General features: G+C 69.1%; 23 protein-coding genes. 5 read left to right on the top strand and 18 right to left on the bottom strand.

Annotated elements, in window-relative coordinates:
• Positions 1-12: 12 nt before the first annotated feature.
• The 7 genes from E0H73_RS17410 to whiA form a co-directional block, all read right to left on the bottom strand.
• The gene (locus E0H73_RS17410; RefSeq protein ID WP_131356957.1) at positions 13-993 is read right to left on the bottom strand and encodes an SMP-30/gluconolactonase/LRE family protein; all 981 of its coding nucleotides are present in this window, start codon (positions 991-993) and stop codon (positions 13-15) included.
• A gap of 103 nt (positions 994-1,096) precedes the next feature.
• The gene (locus E0H73_RS17405) at positions 1,097-1,456 is read right to left on the bottom strand and encodes an RNA polymerase-binding protein RbpA (RefSeq protein ID WP_131356954.1); all 360 of its coding nucleotides are present in this window, start codon (positions 1,454-1,456) and stop codon (positions 1,097-1,099) included.
• A gap of 16 nt (positions 1,457-1,472) precedes the next feature.
• Entirely contained in the window at positions 1,473-1,706 is a 234-nt protein-coding gene (secG, locus tag E0H73_RS17400; protein WP_131356951.1) for a preprotein translocase subunit SecG, read from the bottom strand.
• Complete coding sequence (tpiA, locus tag E0H73_RS17395; RefSeq protein ID WP_131356948.1) at positions 1,703-2,509, bottom strand: triose-phosphate isomerase; 807 nt, start codon at positions 2,507-2,509, stop codon at positions 1,703-1,705. Before tpiA ends, secG begins: the two co-directional genes overlap by 4 nt.
• Before the next feature lie 5 nt (positions 2,510-2,514).
• On the bottom strand, positions 2,515-3,717 hold the full coding sequence (locus E0H73_RS17390) for a phosphoglycerate kinase (RefSeq protein ID WP_131356945.1): 1,203 nt from the start codon (positions 3,715-3,717) through the stop codon (positions 2,515-2,517).
• 87 nt (positions 3,718-3,804) lie between these two features.
• Positions 3,805-4,812 (bottom strand): type I glyceraldehyde-3-phosphate dehydrogenase, encoded by a 1,008-nt coding sequence (gene gap, locus E0H73_RS17385; RefSeq protein WP_131356942.1) that lies wholly within the window; start codon positions 4,810-4,812, stop codon positions 3,805-3,807.
• Positions 4,813-5,019: 207 nt separating this feature from the next.
• Entirely contained in the window at positions 5,020-6,003 is a 984-nt protein-coding gene (gene whiA, locus E0H73_RS17380; protein WP_131356939.1) for a DNA-binding protein WhiA, read from the bottom strand.
• A 135-nt stretch (positions 6,004-6,138) separates the two neighbouring features.
• Between whiA and E0H73_RS17375 the strand changes: the two genes are divergently transcribed.
• Together E0H73_RS17375 and E0H73_RS17370 are read left to right on the top strand one after the other, a co-directional pair.
• A complete protein-coding gene (locus E0H73_RS17375; protein WP_131356936.1) occupies positions 6,139-6,648 on the top strand; it encodes a SigE family RNA polymerase sigma factor in 510 nt (169 codons plus the stop codon).
• Complete coding sequence (locus tag E0H73_RS17370; RefSeq protein WP_131356933.1) at positions 6,645-7,430, top strand: hypothetical protein; 786 nt, start codon at positions 6,645-6,647, stop codon at positions 7,428-7,430. Before E0H73_RS17375 ends, E0H73_RS17370 begins: the two co-directional genes overlap by 4 nt.
• A gap of 1 nt (position 7,431) precedes the next feature.
• Here E0H73_RS17370 and E0H73_RS17365 read toward each other — a convergent pair whose 3' ends face one another.
• The 3 genes from E0H73_RS17365 to uvrC are packed head-to-tail and all read right to left on the bottom strand — an operon-like array spanning position 7,432 to position 11,266.
• Entirely contained in the window at positions 7,432-8,373 is a 942-nt protein-coding gene (locus E0H73_RS17365) for a gluconeogenesis factor YvcK family protein (protein ID WP_131356930.1), read from the bottom strand.
• The gene (gene rapZ, locus E0H73_RS17360) at positions 8,370-9,236 is read right to left on the bottom strand and encodes an RNase adapter RapZ (RefSeq protein ID WP_131356927.1); all 867 of its coding nucleotides are present in this window, start codon (positions 9,234-9,236) and stop codon (positions 8,370-8,372) included. Before rapZ ends, E0H73_RS17365 begins: the two co-directional genes overlap by 4 nt.
• Positions 9,236-11,266, bottom strand: a complete 2,031-nt coding sequence (uvrC, locus tag E0H73_RS17355) for an excinuclease ABC subunit UvrC (protein ID WP_131356924.1) — start codon at positions 11,264-11,266, stop codon at positions 9,236-9,238. The genes rapZ and uvrC overlap by 1 nt, the downstream gene beginning before the upstream one ends.
• Positions 11,267-11,348: 82 nt before the next feature.
• On the opposite strand from uvrC, the gene E0H73_RS17350 reads away from it, so the two are divergent.
• Together E0H73_RS17350 and E0H73_RS17345 are read left to right on the top strand one after the other, a co-directional pair.
• On the top strand, positions 11,349-11,804 hold the full coding sequence (locus E0H73_RS17350) for a DUF6194 family protein (protein ID WP_131356921.1): 456 nt from the start codon (positions 11,349-11,351) through the stop codon (positions 11,802-11,804).
• Between the two features lie 149 nt (positions 11,805-11,953).
• Positions 11,954-13,174 carry a S8 family peptidase gene (locus E0H73_RS17345; RefSeq protein WP_131356918.1) on the top strand — a complete coding sequence of 407 codons (1,221 nt, stop codon included), beginning with the start codon at positions 11,954-11,956 and terminating at the stop codon, positions 13,172-13,174.
• Between the two features lie 61 nt (positions 13,175-13,235).
• Here the strand turns inward: E0H73_RS17345 and E0H73_RS17340 are convergent, their stop codons facing one another.
• The 6 genes from E0H73_RS17340 to eccCa form a co-directional block, all read right to left on the bottom strand.
• A complete protein-coding gene (locus E0H73_RS17340) occupies positions 13,236-13,793 on the bottom strand; it encodes a Rieske (2Fe-2S) protein (protein ID WP_131356915.1) in 558 nt (185 codons plus the stop codon).
• A 160-nt stretch (positions 13,794-13,953) separates the two neighbouring features.
• A complete protein-coding gene (locus tag E0H73_RS17335; protein WP_131356912.1) occupies positions 13,954-15,243 on the bottom strand; it encodes a MinD/ParA family ATP-binding protein in 1,290 nt (429 codons plus the stop codon).
• A gap of 12 nt (positions 15,244-15,255) precedes the next feature.
• On the bottom strand, positions 15,256-16,578 hold the full coding sequence (locus E0H73_RS17330; protein ID WP_131356909.1) for an EsaB/YukD family protein: 1,323 nt from the start codon (positions 16,576-16,578) through the stop codon (positions 15,256-15,258).
• Positions 16,579-16,687: 109 nt separating this feature from the next.
• Positions 16,688-17,737, bottom strand: coding sequence for a DUF6177 family protein (locus E0H73_RS17325; RefSeq protein WP_131356906.1), 1,050 nt, complete (start codon positions 17,735-17,737; stop codon positions 16,688-16,690).
• Position 17,738: 1 nt separating this feature from the next.
• Positions 17,739-18,122: a hypothetical protein gene (locus E0H73_RS17320; protein WP_131356903.1), complete on the bottom strand. Its 384-nt coding sequence runs from the start codon at positions 18,120-18,122 to the stop codon at positions 17,739-17,741.
• Positions 18,119-22,141 (bottom strand): type VII secretion protein EccCa, encoded by a 4,023-nt coding sequence (gene eccCa / locus E0H73_RS17315; protein ID WP_131356901.1) that lies wholly within the window; start codon positions 22,139-22,141, stop codon positions 18,119-18,121. The genes E0H73_RS17320 and eccCa overlap by 4 nt, the downstream gene beginning before the upstream one ends.
• Positions 22,142-22,275: 134 nt before the next feature.
• Here eccCa and E0H73_RS17310 point away from each other — a divergent pair, with 134 nt between their 5' ends.
• Complete coding sequence (locus E0H73_RS17310) at positions 22,276-23,124, top strand: hypothetical protein (protein WP_131356898.1); 849 nt, start codon at positions 22,276-22,278, stop codon at positions 23,122-23,124.
• 6 nt (positions 23,125-23,130) lie between these two features.
• Here E0H73_RS17310 and E0H73_RS17305 read toward each other — a convergent pair whose 3' ends face one another.
• Together E0H73_RS17305 and E0H73_RS17300 are read right to left on the bottom strand one after the other, a co-directional pair.
• Complete coding sequence (locus tag E0H73_RS17305; RefSeq protein ID WP_131356895.1) at positions 23,131-23,412, bottom strand: hypothetical protein; 282 nt, start codon at positions 23,410-23,412, stop codon at positions 23,131-23,133.
• A 1-nt stretch (position 23,413) separates the two neighbouring features.
• Positions 23,414-23,938: a hypothetical protein gene (locus tag E0H73_RS17300; protein ID WP_131356892.1), complete on the bottom strand. Its 525-nt coding sequence runs from the start codon at positions 23,936-23,938 to the stop codon at positions 23,414-23,416.
• Between the last annotated feature and the right edge of the window lie 2,057 nt (positions 23,939-25,995).

The following is a 25,995-nucleotide window of genomic DNA, read 5'->3' as shown; positions in this document are numbered from 1 at the left end:
AGTACGCCCCTGCTACCTGGCCGGGGTCGGGAAGGTAGCCAGGGAGCTGGAGCCGATGCTGCCCAGCCATACCTTCCCGTCCCGCTCGCGCACGCCGGTGGGCATGTGGAAGTTCGGGTGCTTGGCGCGGAGGTCGTGCACCAGCGTGCCGTTGTCGTCGTACGCCTGGACCTCGATGATGTCGGCGGCCTTCGGTTTGAGGGCCTCGGGCAACTGCCAGACGAGCTTGCGGAAGACGGGGTGCTTCGGCAACAGCAGGTCGAGCAGCGCGTTGCGCGGTGAGCCGACCGCCACCCAGATCAGGCCGTCCGAGCCACGCGCGATGTTGTCGGGCAGTCCCGGGATCGCGGCCACCTGCACCGGCTCGGCTTCGGGATCGGTGAGGTCGAGCTTGAACAGCCCGTACGTCGCGCTCTCGGCCCAGAAGAGCGTACGGCGGTCGCCGCTGAGCGCCACGCCGTTCGGGAACGAACGGCCGGTGGCCAACCGGGTGACCTGACCGTCCGGGGTCAGCCGATACACACTGCCCGTCGAGGAATGCTCGAGCAGGTCCGCCATCCACTCGTCGACGCCGAAGCGCGTGGACGAGTCGGTGAAGTAGATCGTGCCGTCCGGCATCACGTCCGCGTTGTTGCAGAACCGCATCGGCCGGCCGTCGATCTCGGCCAGCAACGTCGCGATCCGGCCGTCCTTGTCCAGCGTCAGCAGGCCGCGGTTCGCATCGCAGATCAGCACCGTCCCGTCCGGCAGCCACTCCAGACCGAGCGGACGCCCACCGGTGTCCGCCACGGTGGTGATCGTCTTGCCGTCCGCGCTGACCCGCAGAATCCGCCCGTCGAACAGACCGGTCAACACGCTCCCGTCATCATCGATCAGCGTGTCCTCCGGCCCTTCCCCCGGCAACGCGACCGTCTCCACATCAACGTTCTTCGGGTGACGAACCGGGGCAGCCGGCGGCGGAGTCCAACGAACCGGCGAGATCGAAGACTTCATGCCGCCGACCTTAACGCGTGCGTCGCACTGCGTGTCAGTGGGTCAGCACGAAACGCGACAGCCCGGGCCGATCGGGGATCGGTCCGGGCTGGGCTTCGTCCGTTCAGAAGATGACTTCGCCGCGGGCGCGGCGGGCGCGGAGCTTTTCGAGGGCCTCTTCGAGGATCTCGGCCGCTTCCTGCTCGCTGCGCCGTTCCTTCACGTAGGCGAGGTGCGTCTTGTAGGGCTCGATCTTCGGCGGCGGGGGCGGGTTGTTCACATCGGTGCTGGTCGGCAGACCGCACCGCGGACAGTCCCACGCCTCCGGGATCGCTGCCTCGACGGCGAACACCGTCGCGGTCTCGTGCCCGTTCGCACAGAAGAACACGATGCGCTGCCGGGGCGCGCTGTCGCCGCGCTCCGCCTCGCCCATCGGGCCCGCACCGACCCGGCTGCCACGAATCGCACTACCACCACCAGCCACGGGAACCTACTCCCCCTCAGCCGAGCTTGTAGAGCAGGCCGAGCGCCACGATGGCAGCGAACCAGACCAGACCGATGCCGATCGTGATCCGGTCCAGGTTCCGCTCCGCGACCGATGAGCCGCCCAGGCTGGACGACACACCGCCACCGAACAGGTCGGACAGACCGCCACCGCGGCCTTTGTGCAGCAGCACGAGCAGCGTGAGGATCAGGCTGCAGATGATCACGACGATCGAGAAAGCGAGAATCACGAGGAGTAGCCTAACTGAAGGTCCAGGTAACGGCAGATTCCGGCGAACTCGTCGACCTGCAGGCTGGCACCGCCCACCAGGCAACCGTCCACGTCCGGTTGGGCCATGATGCCACCTGCGCTGGCCATCTTCACCGATCCACCGTAAAGAATCCGTACCGAGTCGGCCACCGAGGGTGAGAACGTCTCCTCCAGCCGGCCCCGGATCCCCGCGATGACTTCCTGCGCGTCCTCCGGGGTGGCCACCTCGCCGGTGCCGATCGCCCAGACCGGCTCGTAGGCGATGACGAGCTTGCGAACGTCGTCCGCCTTCAGCCCGGCGAGCGCGCCGTCGATCTGGTTGACGCAGTGCTCGACGTGACCGTCGGCCTGCCGGATCTCGAGGCCCTCGCCGACACAGACGATCGGGATCAGTCCGGCCTCGAGCACCTTGGCTGCCTTGGCGTTCACCACGGCATCGGTCTCGTGGTGGTACTGCCGGCGCTCGGAGTGCCCGGCCAGCACGTAGGTGCAGCCGAGCTTGGACAGCATCGCCGCCGAGATCTCGCCGGTGTAGGCGCCCGCGTCGTGCTGCGAGACGTCCTGGGCGCCGTACTTGATCTTCATCCGGTCACCGTCGACCAGCGTCTGCACGCTGCGAATGTCGGTGAACGGCGGCAGCACCGCGACCTCGACGCGCTCGAAGTCGTGCTTCTTGTCCTGCAGCGTCCACGACAGCTTCTGCAGCAGGTGCACGGCCTCAACATGGTTGAGGTTCATCTTCCAGTTGCCCGCCATGAGTGGCGTACGGGCAGCGTCTGCCATCGTGCTCAGTCCTCTTCCAGTACTGCGAGACCCGGGAGCTCCTTGCCCTCCAGGTATTCGAGCGACGCCCCACCACCGGTGGAGATGTGCCCGAACGCGTCGTCCGCGAAGCCTAGCTGGCGCACGGCCGCGGCGGAGTCACCGCCACCCACCACGCTCAGCCCGTCCACCTCGGTCAACGCCTGCGCGACGGCCTTCGTTCCACCCGCGAACGCCTCCATCTCGAAGACGCCCATCGGGCCGTTCCAGAACACCGTCTTCGCCCCGGCGATCTCGGCGGCGAACGCCTTGGCGGAGTCCGGGCCGATGTCGAGGCCGAGCTGGTCGGCCGGGATCGCGTCCGCGGCCACCACAGTCGCCGGCGAATCCGCCTTGAACTCGGGCGCGACCACGATGTCGGTCGGCAGCACGATCTCGACCCCCTTGGCCTTCGCGCTCTCCAGGTAGCCCTTGACCGTGTCCAGCTGGTCGTCCTCCAGCAGGCTCGTGCCGACCTCGTGACCCTGCGCCTTCAGGAAGGTGAAGACCATGCCGCCGCCGATCAGCAGCTTGTCGGCCTTGGCCAGCAGGTTGTCGATCACCGCGAGCTTGTCCGACACCTTGGCGCCGCCGAGCACGACGACGTACGGGCGCTGCGGGCTCTCGGTCAGCTTCTTCAGTACGTCGACCTCCGCCAGCACCAGCCCACCCGCGGCGTGCGGCAGCAGGCGCGCGACGTCGTACACACTGGCCTGCTTGCGGTGCACGACACCGAAGCCGTCGCTGACGAACACATCGGCCAGGGCGGCCAGCTCCTCGGCCAGCGCACCCCGCTGCGTCTCGTCCTTGCTCTCCTCGCGCGGGTCGTACCGCACGTTCTCGAGCAGCAGGACCTCACCCTCGTCCAGCTCCTGGACGGCTTCCTGCGCGCTGTCACCGGTCACGTCGGCGGCGAAGTGCACGGTGATGCCCTCGGGCTGCAGCAGCTCGCCGAGCCGCTGCGCCACCGGGGCCAGGGTGTACTTCGGGTCCGGCGTGCCCTTCGGGCGGCCGAGGTGCGCGGTCACGATCACCTTGGCGCCGGCCTTGGCCAGCTGGACCAGCGTCGGCAGCGACGCACGGATCCGGCCGTCGTCGCCGATCGTCTCGCCGTCGATCGGCACGTTCAGGTCGGAGCGGACCAGCACCCGCAGGCCGGCCACGTCGCCCAGTTCTTCAATCGTCTTCACTGTCAGCTTCCTTCGAAGAAACGGCTAACGTCCGGCGAACTGTGGCGGGAAGCCACAGTTCGCCGGACGCAACGTGAACGGGACGCGTCAGAGCGAGGCGCCGACGTGGTTGACCAGGTCGACGAGGCGGTTCGAGTAGCCCCACTCGTTGTCGTACCAGCCGACGACCTTGACCTGGTTGCCGATCACCTTGGTCAGGCCCGCGTCGAAGATGCAGGACGCCGGGTCGGTGACGATGTCGGTGGAGACGATCTCGTCCTCGGTGTAGGTCAGGTAGCCCTTCAGGGTGCCCTCGGAGGCGGCCGCCTTGTAGGCCTCCTTGACCTCGTCGGCGGTGACCTCGCGGCCGACGGTGACGGTGAGGTCGGTGGCCGAGCCGGTCGGGACCGGGACGCGCAGCGCGTAGCCGTCCAGCTTGCCCTTGAGCTCCGGCAGTACCAGACCGATCGCCTTCGCGGCGCCGGTGGAGGTCGGCACGATGTTCAGCGCGGCGGCGCGGGCGCGGCGCAGGTCCTTGTGCGGGCCGTCCTGCAGGTTCTGGTCCTGGGTGTACGCGTGGATCGTGGTCATCAGACCCTTCTCGATCGTGAACGCGTCGTGCAGGACCTTGGCCAGCGGGGCGATGCAGTTGGTCGTGCAGGACGCGTTCGAGATCACGGTGTGCTTCTCGGCGTCGTACAGGTCGTGGTTCACGCCCATCACCACGGTCAGGTCCTCGTTCTTCGCCGGGGCGGAGATGATGACCTTCTTGGCGCCGTTGTCGGCGTGCGTCTTGGCCTTGGTGGCGTCGGTGAAGAAACCGGTCGACTCGATCACCACGTCGGCACCGACGTCGGCCCACTTCAGGTTCGAGGGGTCGCGCTCGGCGAACGCCTTGAAGCTGTGACCGGAGACAGTGATGTCGTCGTCGGTCGCGGAGACCTCACCAGGGAAGCGGCCCAGGATCGAGTCGTACTTCAGCAGGTGAGCGAGGGTCTGGTTGTCGGTCAGGTCGTTGACGGCGACGACCTCGATGTCGGCACCGGACGCCTGCGCGGCGCGGAAGAAGTTACGGCCGATCCGGCCGAAGCCGTTGATACCTACGCGTACGGTCACGGGACTGCGTCTCCTCAGAACTAGCTTTCGAGCACTGCCGCTTCACCCCGAACACTAGCCCAACAGCCCACTTGGCCAACTGGTAGCGTCCACAGCAGACCACCGCCGCTGGCGACGACCTGCCGAGCGGACCAGAAGCACGCAGAACGGCCCCGGAAACCATCCGGGGCCGCCATGCGAATACCAGTTGACTGTCTGGTATCTGGATCAGGCTGGATCAAGCATGTCCGGGGTCAGGTTCGCCTCGGTGTTGGGGATGCCGAGGTCGGCGGCGCGCTTGTCCGCCATCGCCAGCAGGCGGCGGATCCGGCCGGCGACCGCGTCCTTGGTGAGGGCCGGCTCGTGCAGCTGACCGAGCTCCTCCAGACTCGCCTGCTTGTGCTCGAGCCGCAGCTTGCCCGCCACCTGCAGATGGTCGGGTACGTCGTCGCCGAGGATCTCCAGCGCCCGCTCGACGCGAGCACCGGCCGCGACCGCGGCACGCGCGGAGCGGCGCAGGTTCGCGTCGTCGAAGTTGGCCAGCCGGTTCGCCGTCGCGCGGACCTCGCGGCGCATCCGCCGCTCCTCCCACGCCAGCACCGACTCGTGCGCACCGAGGCGGGTCAGCAGCGCACCGATCGCGTCGCCGTCGCGGATCACCACGCGGTCGACGTTGCGTACCTCGCGCGCCTTCGAACCGATGCCGAGTCGCCGGGCCGCTCCGACCAACGCGAGAGCGGCCTCGGGGCCAGGGCAGGTCACCTCGAGCGAGGACGACCGGCCCGGCTCGGTCAGCGAGCCGTGCGCGAGGAAAGCACCGCGCCAAGCGGCCACCGCATCGCAGGAGGCCCCGGACACGACCGAGGGCGGAAGGCCGCGGACCGGACGGCCGCGGTTGTCGACGAGCCCGGTCTGACGGGCCAGCGCATCACCGTCGCGAACCACGCGAACGACGTACTTGGTCTGCTTCCGGATTCCGGACGGGGAGATCACGACGACGTCCGACGGGTGGCCGAAGATCTCGGCGATGTCCTTGCGCAGCCGGCGAGCGGCGGCGCCGCTGTCCAGTTCGGCTTCGATGACGATCCGCCCGGAGACGAGGTGCAGACCGCCCGCGAACCGCAGTACGGAGGACACCTCGGCCTTGCGGCAACAGGGTTTTGTGACCTGAATACTGGTCAACTCGGACTTCACCTGTGCTGTCATCGCCATGAACGCCATCCTCCCACCGCTGTCAAAGACCCTCGGGGCTGCAACTCCAACGGCCACCCGGCCGATCTGTTACGGGCGGTGCAACCTTCCGAACAACTCGCCGCATTCCCTCATCGACACCTGAGAGGAGGCCGGATGAGACGACGCGACGAGAACGAGTTCACCGAGTTCGCCGCGGTGACGATGCCCAGACTGCGCCGTACGGCGTATCTGATGTGCGGCGACTGGCATCGTGCCGAGGACGCCGCCCAGGACGCACTCGTGAGTGTGTACCGGCACTGGAACCGGATCGAGCGCGGGAACGGTTTGCTGGGCTACGCCCATCGCTGCGTGGTGAACGCCGTACTGACACAGTCGCGCCGTCCCTGGCGCCGCGAACGCCTCGACGACATCACCGACGAGAACGCCGTACCGCTGCTGGATTCGGCCGGAGCCGTCGACGACCGTCTGCTCGTGGTGCAGGCACTCACCGCGCTGCCACCGAGCCAGCGAGCCTGCGTCGTACTGCGGCACTACGCGGATTTCAGCCTCGAACAGACGGCCGACATCCTCGGCATCGGCACCGGTGGCGTGAAGAGCCAGACCTCCCGGGGGCTGACCCGGCTTCGCGAACTACTCGACCAGACCGTGAGGAGCACCCCGTGAGCACCGACCTCGAACAGCTGATGATCCAGGCCGCCGACGACACCGACCACCCACTACAGACGTCCGTCGAAGACATCGTCCGCCGCGGCCGCCGGACGACACGGATCACTCGGGCCGCGACCGTCGGCACCACGCTGCTCACCACCGCCGCGGTGGTCGCAGGAATCACCGCCTGGACCGCACACCGCGGCGGCAGCGCCCAGCCGGCCGGTGCCCCGGGTGTTGGAGTGGCGCTCCAGCCGGCAGCCAGCACACTCACCGACGCGCAGATCATCAGTCGCTGCGGACCTCTCGACGACCAATGGCAGCTCGGCCATCACAAGGCCGGTGGCGGCACAGGCACGATCGCCGGCTGGAAGGTAGCGGTCAGCCAGGCGGCCGGCACCTGGATCCGGGCGATCCTGGTGTCCCCCGACAAGAAGCGCTGGGCGATCTGCCAGCAGAACTCCGGCGCCGGCACCCCCCGTGACAACTACCTGCGCGAGGACCTCAAGTACCAGGAGCCCTTCGTGAACTGGACCGACAGCGACGGCACGGAAGGACCGGTGCCCGCGAACGTGGCCTCGGTCGATATCGAGATCGACGGCGTCACCAGCGAGGCGACGGTGAAGAACGGCTTCATGCTCTGGTACGCCGACCTCGACCCCCGCAAGGTGGCGGACAAGCCGATCTGGGCGATCTACTACGACAAGACCGGCCGGGAGATCGCGCGGTTCGACTCGAACGACTACAACCCGTACGAGGGTGAGAAACCGCGCCGCAAACCGATCTACCCGAAGTGAGTCACTCGAAGAGTTCGCGGTAGATCTTGGCCAGTTTGCCGGGGTCGTGGTGCAGCTGGCGGTCCTCGGCGGCGATGTCGGCGATCACCAGATCGGCGCCGAGCGCTTCCGCAGTACGGCGGAGCGACTCCGGGTCGGGGACATGCTGCTCGTCGGCGAGGACGACATCGATGCGCAGATCCGGCGCATGAGCGGCCAGTACTTCGAGGTGCGTCTCCGGCGAGAAACCGTCGGTCTCGCCCTTCTGCTCACCGAGGTTGAGGGTGAGCAACCGGCGAGCGCTCGTTTCCTGGAGGCCGCGGGACAGCGCGGGAACCAGCAGGTTCGGGATCACTGACGTGAACCACGATCCCGGTCCGACCACGACCCAGTCGGCCTCCGCGATGGCGACCAGAGCCTCGGGACAGGCCGGCGGGTCGGCCGGGTCGAGGGCTACGTCGACGACCTGACCTTCGGTCGTCGCGACCTCGGCCTGGCCGCGGATCTCGGTGATCGCCTCCGGATGATCCGGAACCAGCCCGAGCACGCGCGCGGTGATGTCCAGCGGTACGGCGGACATCGGCAGGACGCGGCCTTGTGCGCCGAGCAGCCGGGCCACCCAGTCGAGTCCGTCGACTGCTTCGCCGAGCAACTCCCACAACGCGACGATCAACAGATTGCCGACCGCGTGGTCGTGCAGCTCACCGTTGCTGCGGAACCTGTGCTGCAGTACGTCGGCCCAGGTCCGGCCCCACTCGTCGTCGCGGCACAGAGCGGCCAGCGCCATCCGCAGATCACCCGGCGGCAGCACACCGAGCTCTCGACGCAACCGCCCCGACGAGCCGCCGTTGTCCGCGACGGTGACGACAGCGGTCAGCTGGTCAGTGACATGGCGAAGTGCGGACAGAGAGGCTGCCAAACCATGCCCCCCACCCAAGGCGACGACCCGGGGAGGTCGACTCACTCCCGCCCCAGATCCCGGTGTACGACCAACGTCGGTGACCCTTTCTCGCGCAGCCTGCGGGCGATCTCCTCGGCCATCGCGACACTGCGGTGCTTCCCCCCGGTGCAGCCGATCGCGACGGTGACGAAGCGCTTGCCCTCGTTCAGGTAGCCGGTCCGCAGAGTGTCCAGCACGTCCACGTAGTTCTGCAGGAACTGCTGGGCCAGCGGATGGCCGAGGACGAAGTCTGACACAGGCTTGTCCTGCCCGGTCATCGGGCGCAGGTCCGGCTGCCAGTACGGGTTCGGGATGAACCGCATGTCGGCCACCACGTCGGCGTCGACCGGGATGCCGTACTTGAAACCGAACGACACCACGGTCGCCCGCAGTTCGGCGTTCTCCTCGTCGCCGAAGGCGTTCACGATCTTCGCGGCGAGCTGGTGGATGTTCATGTTCGACGTGTCGATGACCAGGTCCGCGCCGGCCCGGATGTCGCCGAGCAGTTCGCGCTCGCGCTGGATACCGGTCAGCAGCCGGCCCTCGCCCTGCAGCGGGTGCGGTCGGCGGACGCTCTCCTGCCGGCGCACGATCACATCGTCGGACGCCTCCAGGAACAGCGTCAGCGGCCGGTACCCCTTCAGCCGCAGGTCGTGGATCGCCGAGCTCAGCTCGTCGAAGAACAGACCGGTGCGTACGTCGACGACGATCGCGAGCCGCGGCGCCGCGCCGGTGCCGACGACCTGCTCGACGATGGTGGTGAGGAACATCGGTGGCAGGTTGTCGACCACGAACCAGCCGAGGTCCTCCAGTACGTCCGCGACCGAGCTCCGTCCCGCGCCGGACATGCCGGACACGATGATGAGATTGCCGCCCGTGTCGTCCATCAGTTCTCAGTTCTCCCTGGGTCCCCGTCAGGCGCCCCAGCCGGCGCCGGGACGTCGTCGTCCAGTATCTCGCCTGTGGCGGTGTTGACCGACGGCGCCCGGCCGGTGTCGGCCTTCGTTGCGGCAGCGTTCACCGCCAGTACGACGGACTCCGCCGTACGACGACCGAATCCGGGCAGGTCGGCGACCTCGTCGACGGTCGCCTGACGCAGCTTCTTCAACGATCCGAAATGCCGCAGCAGCGTCTTGCGCCGCACCTCGCCCAGGCCGGAGACCTCGTCGAGGACGCTCTCCACCATCGACTTCGACCGCCGGCTGCGGTGGTGGGTGATGGCGAAGCGGTGCGCCTCGTCCCGCAGCCGCTGCAGGAGATACAGCCCTTCGGACGTGCGGGAGAAGATGACCGGGTCCTCCTCGTCCGGGACCCAGACCTCCTCGAGGCGCTTGGCCAGACCGACGACCGGGATGTCGCCGAGGCCGAGCTCATCCATCGCCTGCCGCGCGGCCGCGACCTGCGGCGGACCACCGTCGACCACGATCAGACCGGGCGCGTAGGAGAACTTCCGCGCGCGACCTGTCTCCGGGTCGATCAGGCCGGCCGCGGGGTCCTCGTCCTCCTGCAACGTGGCCCGCTCGTCCAGCAGCCGCTTGAACCTCCGGGTCAGCACCTCGGCGATCGAGGCGACGTCGTTCTGCCCGTCGACGCCCTTGATGACGAACCGCCGGTATTCGCTCTTGCGCGGCAGGCCGTCCTCGAAGACGACCATCGAGGCGACCACCTCGGTGCCCTGCAGGTTCGAGACGTCGTAGCACTCCAGCCGCAGCGGCGCCTCCGGCAGGTCGAGCGCGGCCTGGATCTCCTCCAGCGCAAGGTTGCGGGTGGTCAGATCGCTGGCCCGCTTGGTCTTGTGCATGGTCAGCGTCTGCAGCGCGTTCCGCCCGACCGTCTCCATCAGCGCCTTCTTGTCGCCGCGCTGCGGGACCCGGATGAACACCTTCGAGCCGCGCAGCTCCGACAGCCACTCGGTCAGCGCCTCGGCGTCGTCCGGCTCGGTCGGGACCAGGATCTCGCGCGGGATCACGTCGCCCGAGTCACCGGCGTACGTCTGCTGGATGAACCGCGAGACCAGGTCCCCGGTGGTCGCCGTCCCGTCGGCCTTGTCGGCGATCCAGCCGCGCTCACCGCGGATCCGGCCGCCGCGCACGTAGAAGATCTGCACCGCGACCTCGAGCGGGTCCTCGCTCAGCGCGATCACGTCGGTGTCGGTGCCGTCGCCGAGGACCACCGCGTTCTTGGCCAGCGCCTTCTCCAGCGCGGCCAGGTCGTCGCGGATCTTCGCGGCCCGCTCGTACTCCAGCTCGGCCGCGGCAGCCTTCATCTCCTTCTCGAGCCGGCGAACGTACGTCGCGGTCTGGCCGGACAGGAACGCGGCGAAGTCCTCGACGATCTTGCGGTGCTCCTCCTGGCTCACCTGACCGGTGCAGGGAGCGGCGCACTTGCCGATGTACCCGAGCAGGCACGGGCGGCCGATCTGGCGATGCCGGTTGAACACACCCTTGCTGCACGAGCGCATCGGGAACACCCGCAGCAGCAGGTCGACGGTCTCGCGGATCGCCCAGGCGTGACTGTACGGACCGAAGTACCGCACGCCCTTCTTCTTCTGGCCCCGGCCGACCATCACCCGCGGGTAGTCCTCGTTGAGGGTGATGGCGAGCCACGGGTACGACTTGTCGTCGCGGTACTTCACGTTGAAGCGCGGGTCGTACTCCTTGATCCAGGAGTACTCCAGCTGCAGCGACTCGACCTCGCTGCCGACCACGGTCCACTCGACCTTCGAGGCCGTCGTGACCATCGCCTGCGTGCGCGGGTGCAGGTTGATCAGGTCCTGGAAGTACGACGACAACCGGGCCCGCAGGTTCTTCGCCTTGCCGACGTAGATCACCCGTCCGGCGGCATCACTGAAGCGGTAGACACCGGGTGAATCGGGGATCGACCCTGGAGCGGGACGGTACGAGGACGGATCAGCCACCCAACCACCCTAGTTCGGTTCGCCGACAAATCCGGAATTCCGGCAAAGTCTTCATAGCAGCTTCAATGACACACTTGAAGGCATGAACGTCGAGGAACTGGATCGGCTGATCCGCGCGTACGACGGCCTGCGGGTACTCGAGGCCCAGGACGACCTGTTCTACCTGTACGACCCGGCCGCGGACCTGCCACCCGAGCGGCAGCAACCCTTCGCCACGATCGTCACCGGCGACCACTACGAGAAGGTCTCCCGGCTGGACGGGCCCGGCGCATGGCGACTCAACATCGGTCTGACGAAGGCGACGTACACCTCACTGTTCGGGCCGGTGCCGACCGAGCGGGATGCCGAGTGGGTGCTCGACTCGGGCCACGACTACGCCCAACGCGACAAGCTGATGCCGCACCCGTTCTATGCCTCGCAGTACTGGGTCTGCATCGTCTCCCCCACCGAACTCGACCCGTTGAAGCCGCTGCTCACAGAGGCCCACGAGTTCGCGGTCCGCAAGTACGACCGGCATCGGGCCCGGCAAACCAAGTGAACATTGCGGTCGTGTTGCGGGTTGTCCCATAAGGCCGGTTTGACCCCCGGTTGGGATGGGCGCTCTCTCTAGCGTGTGACTCAGGGTAGATGTGCAGGACCTTTGCGTGAGGCAACAAGGCCTTGCGCTGACTCGAGGGAGTTCCGCCCATGTCCCTATCCGTACGCAGGCCACGTGCCGTTCTCGGCGCCGTGGCAGCGGCCGCGCTCGCCGCCACCGCGATCGTCGCCACCGCTGCCGGCAGTGATGCCGCCCAGCAGGCCGACGTGACCATCCGCGGCGCCGGCACCGCAGACGCGATCCCAGGCAGCTACATCGTCGTACTCGCGGGCCAGCGCTCGCAGGCCCAGACCCGGGCCACCAACCAGAGCCTGGCGAGCAGCTACGACGTGAAGGTCCGCGACCAGTACGACGCGTCGATCAAGGGCTTCTCGGCGAGCATGAGTGAGGAGCAGGCGAAGAAGCTGGCCGGCGACAAGCGGGTCGCCTACGTCCAGCAGAACCAGAAGATCACGGTCAGCCAGGACGACCCGCCGTGGGGCCTGGACCGGGCCGACCAGCGTGATCTGCCGCTGGACAAGAAGTACGAGGCAGCCACCACCGCCGACAACGTGAACGTCTACGTGATCGACACCGGCATCTACGCCGAGCACAAGGACTTCGGCGGCCGCGCGTCGGTCGGCACCGACACGGTCGGCGACGGCCAGAACGGCGTCGACTGCATGGGTCACGGCAGCCATGTGGCCGGCACCATCGCCGGTACGACGTACGGTCTCGCCAAGGGCGCCAAGGTGTTCGGCGTCCGGGTGCTCGACTGCAGCGGCTCGGGTTCGACCGAGTCCGTGGTGGCCGGGATCGACTGGGTGACCAAGAACGCGAAGAAGCCCGCGGTGGCGAACATGAGCCTGGGCGGCGGCGCGGACGACGCGCTGGACGCGGCGGTGAAGGCGTCGGTCGACTCCGGCGTCACGTACGCCGTTGCCGCGGGCAACGAGGGTTCGGACGCGTGTGGCGGCTCGCCGGCCAAGGAGCCGTCCGCGATCACGGTCGGCGCGACCGACGACCAGGACCAGAAGGCGACGTTCTCCAACTGGGGCAAGTGCGTCGACCTGTTCGCACCTGGTGTCGACATCACGTCGGTCGGCATCACCGACCCGGACGCGACCGCCAAGATGAGCGGTACGTCGATGGCCACGCCGCACGTGGCCGGTGGGGTCGCGCTCTACCTGGCCGACCACCCGGACGCGACGCCGGCTGACGTCGCCACCGCTCTGGTCGGCGCCTCGACGCCGGACAAGGTAGGCGACCCGGGCACCGGTTCGCCGAACAAGCTCCTGTTCGTCGGCAAGGCCGACCCGGCGCAGGGCTGACACTTCCAGAAGTGACGGAAGGCCCGGCTGCTCTCCAGAGCGGCCGGGCCTTTTGCTGTTGTCAGGCAGACTGCACGATGTTGCTGCCCTCGACCGCGACCTGCACGGCTGCCAACGGGGACGGTGCCGGTCCGCCGGCCACGCTGCCGTCGGTGATGTTGAACTTGCTGCCGTGGCAGGGGCAGTCGATGGTCTTGTTCTCGACCTTGCTCACGATGCAGCCCATGTGCGTGCAGACCGCGGTGAAGGCCTTGAACTGCCCGGCCGCCGGCTGGGTCACCACAACCTTCGCATCCGTGAACACCTTGCCGCCGCCGACCGGGACGTCGGACACCGGGCCGAGCACGTTCGCGCTGGACGACGGCGCGCTGGACGACGGCGCGCTCGACGACGGCGCGCTCGATGAAGGCGCGCTCGATGAAGGCGCCGACGTCGGGTCTGATGCGGGCGCTGAGCTGGACGGAGTACTTCCTGCGTCGTCGCCGCTACTGCACGCGGCGAGCAGCGGCACGCTGACGCCGGCAAGACCGGCGACCGCTGCACCTCGAAGCACCGCCCGCCGGTCACGCAGGGTGTCGATCGCCCGGGCGAGATTTGCCGTCCTGTCGTCGTCGCTCATCGAAACTGGACCTCCATAGCTGATGGAAAGTGGTTGAACGCTTTACATCTTCCGGTTTACCCGACCCCTCCAAACGGGCGGATACCGAGTCAAACGACCAGATGAGGCGAACGGTTCAACCTCCACAGGATTCAACCGCGATTTGAGACTTTGCTGAGAATCAGCCAGCAGTACGGGTGACTGTCTCGACCACCCGCGCGGCCAGCTCCAGCACCGCGCGCCGGGTCTCGGCCTGGAGCGACTCGGTGTGTATCGGCCAGGACTGCGCGATGTGGACGTCGTACGGCAGCACGACCGGCTCCAGACCGCGTTGCCGGAACGCCTCGACCAGCCAGTTGATCGAGCCCGGGTGGACGTTCTCGACCATGGTGATCACGATGACGCCGCGGCTCAGCAGCACGTCCTGTCCGTCCGGGGTCAGCTGGTCGAGCTGCGTCAGGCAGTAGTTCGCGACCTGCTGCGCGGACGGCACCACGAGCACAGCGCAGTGCCCCGCCGACGCCATCTCGGTGGCGACCTCGTCGAACATGGTCCCTGGACAGTCGACCACGGCCAGACCGACGTCGCGCGAGCCCTGGATCTGCACCTCGGCGAGCGACGTACGGACTGCCTCCGGGTGCGGGTCGGCGCGCACCAGGCTGACGCCCTCGATCGGACCGGCTCCGAGGGACATTTCGAGTCGTCGCGACAGCTCCGCGCCGGCTGGGTCGACGTCCACTGCGACCACGCGGTCGCTGCGTTGCGCCGCGAGCATGGTGGCGAGCAGGGCGGTGACAGTCGACGTGCCGCCGTCGGTGACCGGACTCAGTACGCCGACGCGACGCATGATCGCGATCGGACGGCGGATGGTCGCGATGTGGTCGACGTCGCGCTGCATCCGGCCGGACGCACCGACCAGGTACGCCGCCTCGGATGCGATCCGGCGGAAGTGCCGGAACACCGAGTCGCCCTCGTCCCCCTCCTGCTGCGGCTGTGGCGCGCCCCACCCGTCTTGCTGAGGTGGTGGCGGCTGCTGCTGCGGTGGGTACTGCTGGTACGGCGGAGGTGGCGGCGGCGCGTACTGGTACGGAACCGGCTGCGGCGGCGGGTACTGCGCCTGGTCGTACGGCGGCGGTGGGTACTGCTGCGGCGGGTATTGCTGTGGTGGGTATTGCTGCTGCGGATACGGCTGTTGCGGGTACTGCTCGTACGGCTGCTGTGGTGGGTAGTACTCCTGCTGCGGCGGGTACGGCTGCTGGTCGTACTGCGGCTGGACGTACTGCTGCGGCGGGTACTGCTCCTGGGGGTAGGGCTGGGCCGGGTACTGCTGCTGCGGTGGCGCCGGGGCAGGCGGTGCTTCCGGACCCGGTTCCGCGGGGGCCGGAGGGTTGTCGGTGCGGGCCTGTTCTTCGGCCGGTGACTGCTCCGCCATCTGGCGCAGCATGTCACCCTGCCAGTTCGATTCAGTCATTCCATCCGGTCGTCAGAACGCGTGCAGCAGTTTGGAGTAGACGCCGAACACACCCAGCGCCAGGGGGACCGTCACGATGATCGCCCCGACCTCAAGATAGTCGAGCAGTTGCGTGAGCCGCGCGCGGACATGCTCCGCCGGTGCGAAACCGAGACCGAAGGCGCAGAACATCGCCACCAGCACCAGCAGGCCGAGTGCGATGAACGCACCGCCCTGACCGTTCAGCGCCGCGATCAGCACGCACCCCGTCACGATCGTGAACGCGGCCGCGAACAGAACGGCCACCTCACTCACCAGCGGATACAGCCGCGACCGCGACGCGAGCAGGAACGCCAGCACGAGCGCCAACGCGACCGCCCACGCACCGCCCTGCCGGAGCAGCATGATCCCGGCGACTCCTGACGACACGGCGATCGGCACGGTCGCCAACGCAAGGCCAAGATGCGCCGCGTTCAGCGCACTCTGCACGTCACCGCGCATGATCTCCTGGCCGGACGCGCGACGGTCGTCCAGGTTGGACAGTCCGGACAGCGCCAGCGCCATCCGCGGCAGCAGTCCGAGCAGCAGTACGGCGAGCAGCGCCGCGAGCGCACCGACCCGCTCGGTGGCCAGTCCGGTGCCGACACCGATCATCCAGACCGCGACGAACAGGATCGACGTCGCGGAAGCGACCGCGCCACCACCGGCCACGCCCGCGGCGGCGTACAGCAACGGTCCGAAGGCAAGGCAGAGTGCGCCGAGCGTGATGACGAGCCCGAGGTCCCACCCCGCGTCGAGCGCCCAGAAGCCCACCGACAGCGCCAGCAGCACCGTCGCGACCGTGACCAGCGGGATCGCGACCACCTTGCTGCCGCCGCGACCGAGGGCGATGCCGATGAAGGCACAGATCGCGGCCAGCACCACCAGGATCGCCGCGGTCAGCGCGTTCGGCGCGGCCACCAGCAGCGAGATCGCGCCGGCGATGATCGAGAACACCAGCCCTGCTCCGGCCAGGATCCGCCGGTGTGCGGGCTTGAACGTCGTACCGCGGCGCTTGAGGTCCTCGACCGCTTCCTCGGTGACGTCGTACACGGTCGGAGGCGGTGGCAGCTCACCCTCGGCCGCGAGCCGCAGCACCGTGCCGTCGATGATCTGCGCGGACGCGAGGGTTCCCTCGGGCGGCACCAGCGCACCTGCTGCCGTGGTCAGGAACCGTCGCTGCGGGGTCTGCTGCAGCGGCTCGTCCAGCATCCGCAACAGGTCCGGCAGCAGTACGCCGAGCGGCTCGTCGGCGGGCAGCACCGCATCCAGCCGACGGCGCTGCCCGATCACCGTCACCCGGCTGTACACGCTCATCCACGTCCTCGCTTCGCTCCGGGCGCGGATGAGACACGGTGCGCGCTGTACCTGATGGTGAACTCGCTCCGCTCGTCCACGTGATCCCTACTCCTGTCGTACTCGTTCGTCACTTCCCACCGGCCAGGGCCTCGGCGGGAATGAGCTTCTTCATCAGGGCCGCGTACTTCTCCCAGTCGCGCGGGTCCCGGCCGTTGCCGATCGGGTACCAGATCGCGGGCGCGTGTGCCGGGCCGATGGCCAGCGCCTTGCTGATCCCCTCGACCTTCACCATCTCCGCCACGCTGGAACCCTCGACCGCCTCGTGGCCGGCCGCGATCCCGATCGGGCTCGCCATCCCGGCGAACCGCGGCTGGTAGGTCCCGTCGGCAGCGCCGTACGACCCCATCACCATCGCCGAGATCAGCTCGAAGTTGTCGGCGATCTCGTCGATCCAGTCGCCGACCTTGTTCACGTCGGGGAAGTCCATCCCGGGCTGCGCGACGGCCAGCGTCACGGTCTCGTCCAGGCCGGACTGGGTCCGGCGAGCCTCCAAGGTGCCGACCGCAGGCCGGAACTCGTCGCCGGGCTGCCCGGCGAGGATCAGCCAGGTCGGATCCGGCGCCCGGCCACGGCAGTACTCCGTCAGCGCCTCCGGGCTCCACGGCTGCGTGACCGGCTCGGACGTCGACCAGCCGACCGGTCCGGTGCCGGTGGTCGCGGTGAACAGCCGTTCGGCGACCCGGCCCAGCACCAGGCTCGCGACCGGCTTGTGCCGGACCCGCACGGTGAACTGCAACTGGCCGAACAGGTCCTCCTGGACGGCGAAGTCCGGGTGCAGGTCCGACGTCTGCTCCCCCGGCTTAGCCGTCGACCGGGCCAGGAACTGCTCGCCGTTCCACTTCAGCCGGACCCCGTTGAGGCCGTCGAAGTACTCCCCGTCGTCGGCGGTGACGACCCACTTCGCGTTCAGGCCGCCGAACAGCGTCGAGCGGACCGGCCAGGTCAGCCTGGACGTCTTCGGCGTGATCAGCTGGACGTCGCGCCCGGCCGCCTTGGCCGACGTCAGTGCGTCGCTGAGCCAGGCCGACATGCCGATCACCGGGCGGTCCTGCATGACGACGGCGACCTTGTCCGTGATCAGGTCGACGCCCGGGCTGAAGGGCAGTTCGTTCGGCATCTCAGTTCGTCCCTTCGGTCGCGGGTGCCCCGACGCCCTCGGACGTCCAGACCTTGCCGCCGAGCCGGTCGATCAGCGAGTTCGCGTACTTCTCCGCCACTTCGCGGCCACCCTTGGTCGCCGTCGCGCGGATCTCCACCCACCACGCCGGTGTCTGCACCGGACCGACGCCGGGACCGAGCATCCGCTCGACCTCACCCGGCACCTGGATCAGCAACGGCAACTCGACCGACACCAACGGCAGGTCATCGGCGTCGCAGAGCTGGACCACGGCCCCGTCGCTGACCGCGCGGACACCGAGCTCCTCCCCCGCGGCCTGCAGGCCCGCCAGGATGTCGTCGCTCGACGGGCGCCCGTCCACAAGGGCCACCAGGTCGCAGGTCATGTCGTTCCTCCTCCGCTGCTCTGGACGACGGCCGGTGCCGGGTCCGCCATCGCCGTCTGGACCAGCTCCGGCCCGTCGCCCCGTCGTACGAACAAACCGCGGCCGGGCGGGTAGTCGCCCGGGTAGGCCCCGGTGAAGAGCTGTCCCTCGCTGCGGTCGCCGGACAGGACCAGACCGGCCGCTCCGGACTCGAGCACTGCGGACATGAACGGCTCGTACATCTGCCGGGACGCACCCGAGGCACGCCGGGTGACGATGAAGTGCAGCTTGATGTCGCGGCCGGACGCGACGTACGGCAGGAACGCGTCCATCGGCGATTGGCCGCCCGAGGTCAGCAGGTCATAGTCATCGGCCAGTACGACGATCCGCGGGCCGCCCTGCCCTGCCTCGGGGATCGCGCCGGTGTCGTCCGGCATCCGCTTCGCCAGTTCCTCCGACACCCCGTTGGCGAGCCCGGCGGCGACCCGGCCGGTCGGCGCGTAGCCACCGACGTACGCCTCCGGGACGAACTCGCGCAGGCCGCGGCGCGGGTCCATCACCGCGAACACGAGCTGGTCCGAGGTGTGCTGGTCGAGCAGCTGCTGCACGACCAGCCGGACGATGTTGGTCTTGCCGGAACCGCTGTCGCCGAAGACGACCAGGTTGGTGTCCCGGCCGGCCAGGTCGAGATACACCGGTGCCAGCGCCCGCTCGTCCACACCGATCGGGACGACGGCCGGCTGCCGGACCTCGTCGGCCACCTGGTTGCGCGGCAGCTGCAGCGGCAGGATCCGGATCTGCGGTGCCCGCGGACCCTGCCAGGTGGATCGCGCCGCCACCGCCTGGGCCTCGAGTACGTCGGTCAGGTTCGTGTCGTCGGCCGCACCGTCGATCCGGGGCAGCGCGAACTGGGCGTACAGCTTGCTGCCCGGGATCAGCATCCGGCCCGGGCCGGCCTTGCGCAGGACTTCCTGCAGGCGCCGGTCGATGTTGGAGTCCGACGGGTCGTTCAGCCGGAGCTCGAGCATCGTCCCGAACATCGACTGGTTCTGCATCCGGATGTCGTTCCACCGCATCATCGCCGTGACCACGTGCACGCCGTAGCTGCTGCCCCGCTGGAGGATGTCGGTGATCGGCTCGTCCAGTTCGTCGAACGTCGTCCGGATCGCGCCGAAGTTGTCGATCACCAGGACGACGTCCGCCGTCGGCAGCTCCGGGAGGCTGCCGGCCGCGTGGTCCGCGCGCAGCGCCTCCATCGTGTCGATGGCGTGGTTGCGGAACACCCGCTCGCGCTGGTCGATCATGCCGCGGATCTCTTCGACCGTCCGCCGGATCCGCTCCCGGTCGGTGCGCAGCGCGACACCGCCGACGTGCGGGAGCTCGGACAGCGCCTGCATGCCGCCACCGGCGAGATCGAGCGCGTAGATCGCGACCTCTTGCGGGGTGTGGGTGTGCGCCAGCGAGGTCACCAGCGTCCGCAGCGCGGTCGTCTTGCCGGACTGCGGGCCGCCGACGATCGCGGCGTGACCACCGGCCCGGGTCAGGTCCAGCCGGAAGACCTCTTGGCGCTGGTTGGCCGGGTCGTCGACCACACCGACCGGCGGGCACATCTGCGGCGATCGGACCGCCAACTGCAGCCCGCGGCCGTCGACGTAGTCCGCACGGCCGGCCAGACCATCCAGCGTGCAGGCGGCGGGCAGCGGCGGCAGCCAGATCTTCAGCACCGGCTGCGCAGTACGGCGTACCTGGTCGACGAACACGTTCAGCACCGTCGGACCGGTCGTCCGCTCGGTCGCCTTCTCCTCGACCGGCTTGCTGGCCTCCAGCTCCGCCTCGGACTGCTGGTACGGCGTCAGCTCGTGCGGCCGCACGTACTCGCCCTCGACCTCGACGACCTCGTCGGCCGGCGGAACGTACGGACCGGAGATGTACGCCGCCCGGAACCGCTGGTAGACGCTGGTGTCGACCTTCAGGAACCCGAAGCCCGGCAGCGGCGGCAGGTGGAACGCGTCGGTGGTGTCCAGCACCGTCCGGCTCTCCTCCTCGGAGAACGTCCGCAGACCGAGCCGGTACGACAGGTAGGTCTCCAGCCCGCGCAGCTTGCCGGACTCGATCCGCTGGCTGGACAGCAGCAGGTGCACACCGATCGACCGGCCGATCCGGCCGATCGAGAGGAACAGGTCGATGAAGTCCGGCCGCTCGTTCAGCAACTCGCCGAACTCGTCGATGATCACGAACAGGTGCGGCAGCGCCGGCAGGTCCGGGTTCTGCTCGCGGTGCAGCCGGTAGTCGGTGATGTTGGCGATGTTGCCCGCGTCCTTCAGCACCTGCTGGCGGCGCAGTACCTCGCCTTCCAGGCTCTTGTACGCGCGCTCGATCAGACTGGCGTCGTCACGCAGGTTGGTGATGATGCCGGCCACATGCGGCACACCGGCGAACGGCGCGAACGACGCACCACCCTTGAAGTCGACCAGTACCAGCGCGAGATCCTCCGGACTGTGCGTGGCCAGCAGCGCCAGCACCATGGTCCGCAGTACCTCGGACTTCCCCGAGCCGGTCGCACCGATGCACAGGCCGTGCGGGCCCATACCGAGCTGGGCGGACTCCTTCAGGTCGACCAGGACGACGGCGCCGTTGTCGTCGACACCCAGCGGGACGCGCAGGAACTGCCGGTCGGACCGCGGCTTCCACAGCTGGTTGAAGTCCAGTTCGGCGACGTCGCCGATGCCGATCAGGCCCATGAAGTCGACGTCGTCGAGCTGGGCGTCCTCCTCCAGCGACTCCGCCGACAGCCGCAGCGGGGCGAGCTCGCGGGCGACGCCTTCGGCCACCGCCGCGTCCAGGCGGTCGACCTGGCCGCTGGCGACCATCGGGTACTGCCCGCGCAGGTCCTCGATGCGGACGTCGTCGCCGTACACGGTGATGCGCATCGTCACCGAGCTCGGCTCCTGAACACGGTCAGCGACCAGGTGCAGGACAGTGACACCGAGCTCGCCGGGGACGAGGGAGTCGTCGGCCTGGGGCCGGACCTCCGCCGCGACGTCGCCGTACGTGTCGTGCAGTACCAGGATCCGCTGGGTCAGCTTGCGGCGGTCCTCGAAGCTCACCGAGCCGCGGCGCGACTCGGTCGCCCACTGGACCCGCTCGGACAGGTCGTCGGAGAGCAGTTGCGACAGCTTCTGCGGCGTGTCGGCGATCCGGCGGAACGGCGTCGGGCCGTCCGCGCGCTCCGGGTCCTGGACATGCGGCAGCCAGCTCAGCCACTGCCAGTCCGGGAGCGCGGCCCGCGGGTACGCGGCCGCCAGGATCACGTCCTCCGGTGCGTGGAACACCGCCGTCTGCACGAGCAGTGACCGGGCGACCCGGACGACGCCCTCGCGGTCACCGATGATGCTGACGTTGCCGACGTGGTCCAGCGGGACCGTCAGCGGCATGTCCGGCATCAGCGTGAACCGCCGGACCAGCGCGTTGGCCTCGGCCATCATGAACTGGTCCGGGGGCTCCATCGCGGAACCGCCCTGGCCTACCGACGCCGGGACCACCGGCACCCGGCCGCTACCACAGCGCGGCTGCAGGAAGTCACTGTCGGTACGGCGCCTCTCCCACAGCCGGGACACGTCGACGACACAGTCGAGCAGCGCGTCCGGTGGCGGGTTCAGCTCGAGCGCCTGGGCCCGGGCCTTCCGCTCCTCTTTCGAGAAGTCGTCCCGCATCCGCTCCAGATAGTCCAGATAGCGGGTGCGCTGCTGCTTGCGGTCCTTGCCGCCCTTGCCGCGGGACGCGATCATGCCGCCGATGGAACCGACCATGGTGAGCGCGAGCAGCCCGACACCGACCATGACCATCGGACCGGACCGGCCCATCGTCATCATCGCGACCGAACCGATGCTGCCGACCATCGGCAGCAGCATCTGCATGGCGCCGCCGCCTCCACCACCGCCGGCACCGCCAAGACTCGGTGCGACCTCGATCACTCGCTGCTGCTGCACCCCGGGGGCAGGTGTACGCCGCGCCGGGCGGTGCACGATCCGGCTTGCCACTAAGGTTTTCCTCCGCTGGACCAGCCCGCGGTTGCGCGGGGGACTTCGTACTTCTTACCGACGGACGTGCGAGACACTCTAGTGGTGGGTGAGGTCAAGGGATGACGGGCGCGAACGATTCCACCGTGGTGGAAATGATTTCGGATCTCGCACCGATCTGGTTACCGGGTTGCGTGGTGGACGCCGACGAGCGGACCGTGGAGGTCGGCTGGGGCCGGGGTGCACTGCAGATGTCCGCGGTGGTCGGCGTCGGCGAGATCGTCAATCGTTGCCTCCAGCTACCACAGCCGCGCTGGCCGGAGCAGATCGAGGCCTGGCTGCGGGCCGTCGTCGCGGAGGGTGAGCTCGCCACCGAGGAGCACCGGTACGGCGACGTCGGCGAACGCCAGCGTGCCCTGCTGGTGCAGCGCGGCTGGTCCGCCCGGACGGCGGGCCCGGTCGCCGACGCGTTGATCCCGTTCGGGGACCACTTCGAAGTCGTCGTCTTCGTCCGTACCGGCGACGAACTGCGCCGGCTGACCGTGGTGCGGCGCGCGATGCTCGGGCTCGCCGATCCCGGCGTACCGTCACCGGTGCAGTTGTCCCTGGCCGAGATCGCCGACCTGGAGCCGCAGCAGCACGACGGCTTCACCGTCCTCGGCCGCGACGACGACCCGCTGGTCTCGATGGCGATCGTGGACCGGGAGAACTTGTTGCCACAGGCATCGGTGGGGGCGGGCCTGCTGATCGGCGTACCCCGGCTGAGCACGCTCGCGTACTGCCCCGCCGACGCCGGGCAGGCGCGCGCCGACGCGCTCGCCCGGTGGGTCGCCGAGAGCTACCAGGGCGCACCGGATCGATGCTCGCCGGATCTCTTCTGGTTGCAGGGCGACCAGATGGTGCAGGTTCCGGTGACGCTGGCGACGCCGCCGACCGCCGTACTCCCGGCCGCGGTCAAACCACAGCCCCGGCGGACCTGGCTACGGCACCTGTTCGGCCGTTAAGGCTTGCTACTTCTTCGACGGGGACGGGCTGACCGGGCCGGAGGTCGTTGCCGTCGGCACCGGCTGCTGGTTCTTCTCGTTCTCCTTGGCCATCGAGGTCTTGAAGTACGAGACACCGGCACACCCGGCGCAGGCGACGGCCCCGATCATCACGCTGGCGAACACCTTCCCGGTCTGCTCGGTCAACGTGTTCCTGGCCCGCTCGGCCCCGAACAACCAAGCCTCCCGCAACCGCCGCCGCCGTACCGCCACCGACTCGATGACCTGCGTCCCGTAGTTCCCCGACATCTCAACCCTCCCGATCCAACGCGTCCAACGAGCCCGCGTCGATCGGCTGCGGTGCAAGCGAAGCCCGCTCGGCCACCGACAGGATCGGGAGCGTGCCGTAGCCGAGCTCGATCGCGCCGTTCGCCACCGTGTACGCACCGCCGCGGCCGAACAGCACCAGCAACGGCTCGTACGGATCAGGCAGCTCCGGGAACCGTTGCCGCGGCAGGTCTCCGAGCGCTGCCCACCGCACGATCGCGGCGGCGTCCGTCGGACGGACCGGAAACTCGCCCGCGGTTGCCGCGTCGAGTGCGAGCCTGGCCGTCAGCGCCGGGTCGACGGCGACCGCCGGATCCACGGCGCCGGCCAGATCGCCGAACGGCCAACTCTCGGTCGCTCCGACGGCCAGCGCCCACTGCGCCGTCCGCCGCAGGAACTCGCTCGCCAGCCGCGCGCGGGAGCGGCGCCGCTCGTAGGCGACGTCGTCGTCCCACTTCACGGCGAGGAGGCGGTCGACCATGCGCTCCGCGGCGGTCGTATCGGTCACCATCCCATCCCCTCGATCGCAGTACGGACGACCTCGTCCAGGTTCGACAGATCAGGCGCGATCCCACCGGGAGGAGGGGTCAGCCCGAGCGCTCTCCAGTGTTTCAGCAAGTCCGCCTCGTCCCAGCTCTGCAACGACCGGGGCGCCACCTGATGCGCGCCCGCGTGCTCGCGACTGAAGTCGTAGTACTTGTCCGGTCCCCACAGCTTCGGTTCGGCGAAGTTGTACGGTACCCCGGCCTCGATCAGCTTGGCCTCCACGACCTCGTGCGCGATCAGTGACCGCAGCATGTTCACCTTGTCGGGGCTCAACTGCTTCCCCGACGCCGCTTCCTTCCACAGGTCGGCGATCACCTCGTCCGCCCTGAAGTAGCCGTGCCGGATGTCGCCGGGCCCGACCGCGACATCGTGGGTGTTCACGAAGAGATTCCGCCTCGCTGTGTCCACCACCGACGGATCGAGGTCCGCCGCCGCGGCGACGTTCGGGACGTCATCGGTCATGTTCCGGATGTCGCGGTACCCGGCCTCCGCCTTCGGGGTGTCGTTCTCGACGAACTCGTTGTGATCCGGTTCGCGCACCGGATACTCCGCGTTCCGCTGCGCCGCCGGCGAGCCACCCTCCGACGCACTCCCGTGCGTCGGTTGTGCACTGTGCGCCTGCTGCTCACCGTGCGTCGGCTGTCCACTGTGCGCTGGCTGCTCACCGTGTGTCCGCTGCTCGCCGTGTGTCGGCTGCCCAGCGTCCGCCGGCTGCTCACCGTGGCCGGCGTGTGACCCCGGCTGCGGTCCGTCCGGCGCGGATCCGTACCCGCTCTGCCGCGACGTCTGGTCGTGCCGCGCGTACGGCCCATGCTCTTGCGGCGAATACCCCGGCCTCTGCGGGTTGTACGGCTGCCCCGGGTCATACGGCTGTCGCGGGTCACCCGGCTGCTGCGGGTTGTGCGGCTGCTGATGCGGCGGCCCGTACGGCGACTCCGGCTGATGCGGAGTCCGATACGGATCCTGCCCCGCCGGCCCAAACGGCTCCTGCCCCGGTTGATACGGCGGCTGACCCGGCTGCTCCCCCGGGTGGCGCGGCGGCGGGCCCGGGCGGTGCGGCGGCTGACCCGGTTGCTGCGGATGCGGCTGCCCAGGCTGGTTCGGCGCATGCGGCTGCCCCGGCTGCTGCGGATGCGGCTGCCCAGGCTGGTTCGGCCCATGCGGCTGCTGATGCCCCGGCCCGTACGGCGGCTCCTGATGAGGCGGCCCGTACGGCTGATGCGGCTGTCCTGGCTGCTGATGCCCCGGACCAAACCCCGGCTCCCCCGGTTGCCGGTGTCCAGGACCAAACCCCGGCTGTCCTGGTTGACCCGGCTGGTTCGGCTGATGCGCCGGGCCGTACGGCTGATGCGGCTGCCCCGGCTGCTGATGACCCGGGTACGGCTGATGCGGCTGCTGCCCCGGGTACCCCGGCTCTCCCGGCTGGTGCGGCCCATTCGGCTGCTGGTGCCCCGGGTAGCCCGGCTGCTCCGGTTGCCGATGCCCCGGACCAAACTCCGGCTGGCCCGGCTGCCCGGGTTGGCCCGACTGGTTCGGCGCATGCGGCTGCTGATGCGGCGGCCCGTACGGCTGACGCGCCTGCCCCGGCTGCTGATGGCCCGGGTACTGCTGATGCGGCTGCTGCCCTGGCTGATACCCAGGCTGCTGCTCCCCGGGGTGATAGCCCTGCTGCGGCCCGTAGTCCGGCTCCGGATGGGCCGGACCATAGTCAGGCTGCTGATGCTGCCCAGGCCCTACCGGCTGATGCGACTGCCCAGGTCCGTACGACTGCCCCGGCCGCTGCTGCCCCGGCCCGAACGACTGCCCCGGCTGGGACGGTCCGTAGTCCGGCTGACCCGGACCGAGCGACTGCCCCGGCTGAGGCGGTCCGTAGTCCGGCTGACCCGGACCGAACGGCTGGCCCGATTGGGGCGGGCCGTAGTCGGGCTGCCCGGGGCCGAACGGCTCGCCTGGGTGGGGCGGACCGTAGTTCGGCTGGGCTGGGCCGTTGGGCTGCTGGTGTTGGCTCGGGGCGAACGG

The sequence above is a fragment of the Kribbella pittospori genome (assembly GCF_004331465.1).
In the GTDB taxonomy this organism is placed as follows: Bacteria; Actinomycetota; Actinomycetes; order Propionibacteriales; family Kribbellaceae; genus Kribbella; species Kribbella pittospori.
This window is presented reverse-complemented; position numbering and strand designations above follow the sequence as displayed.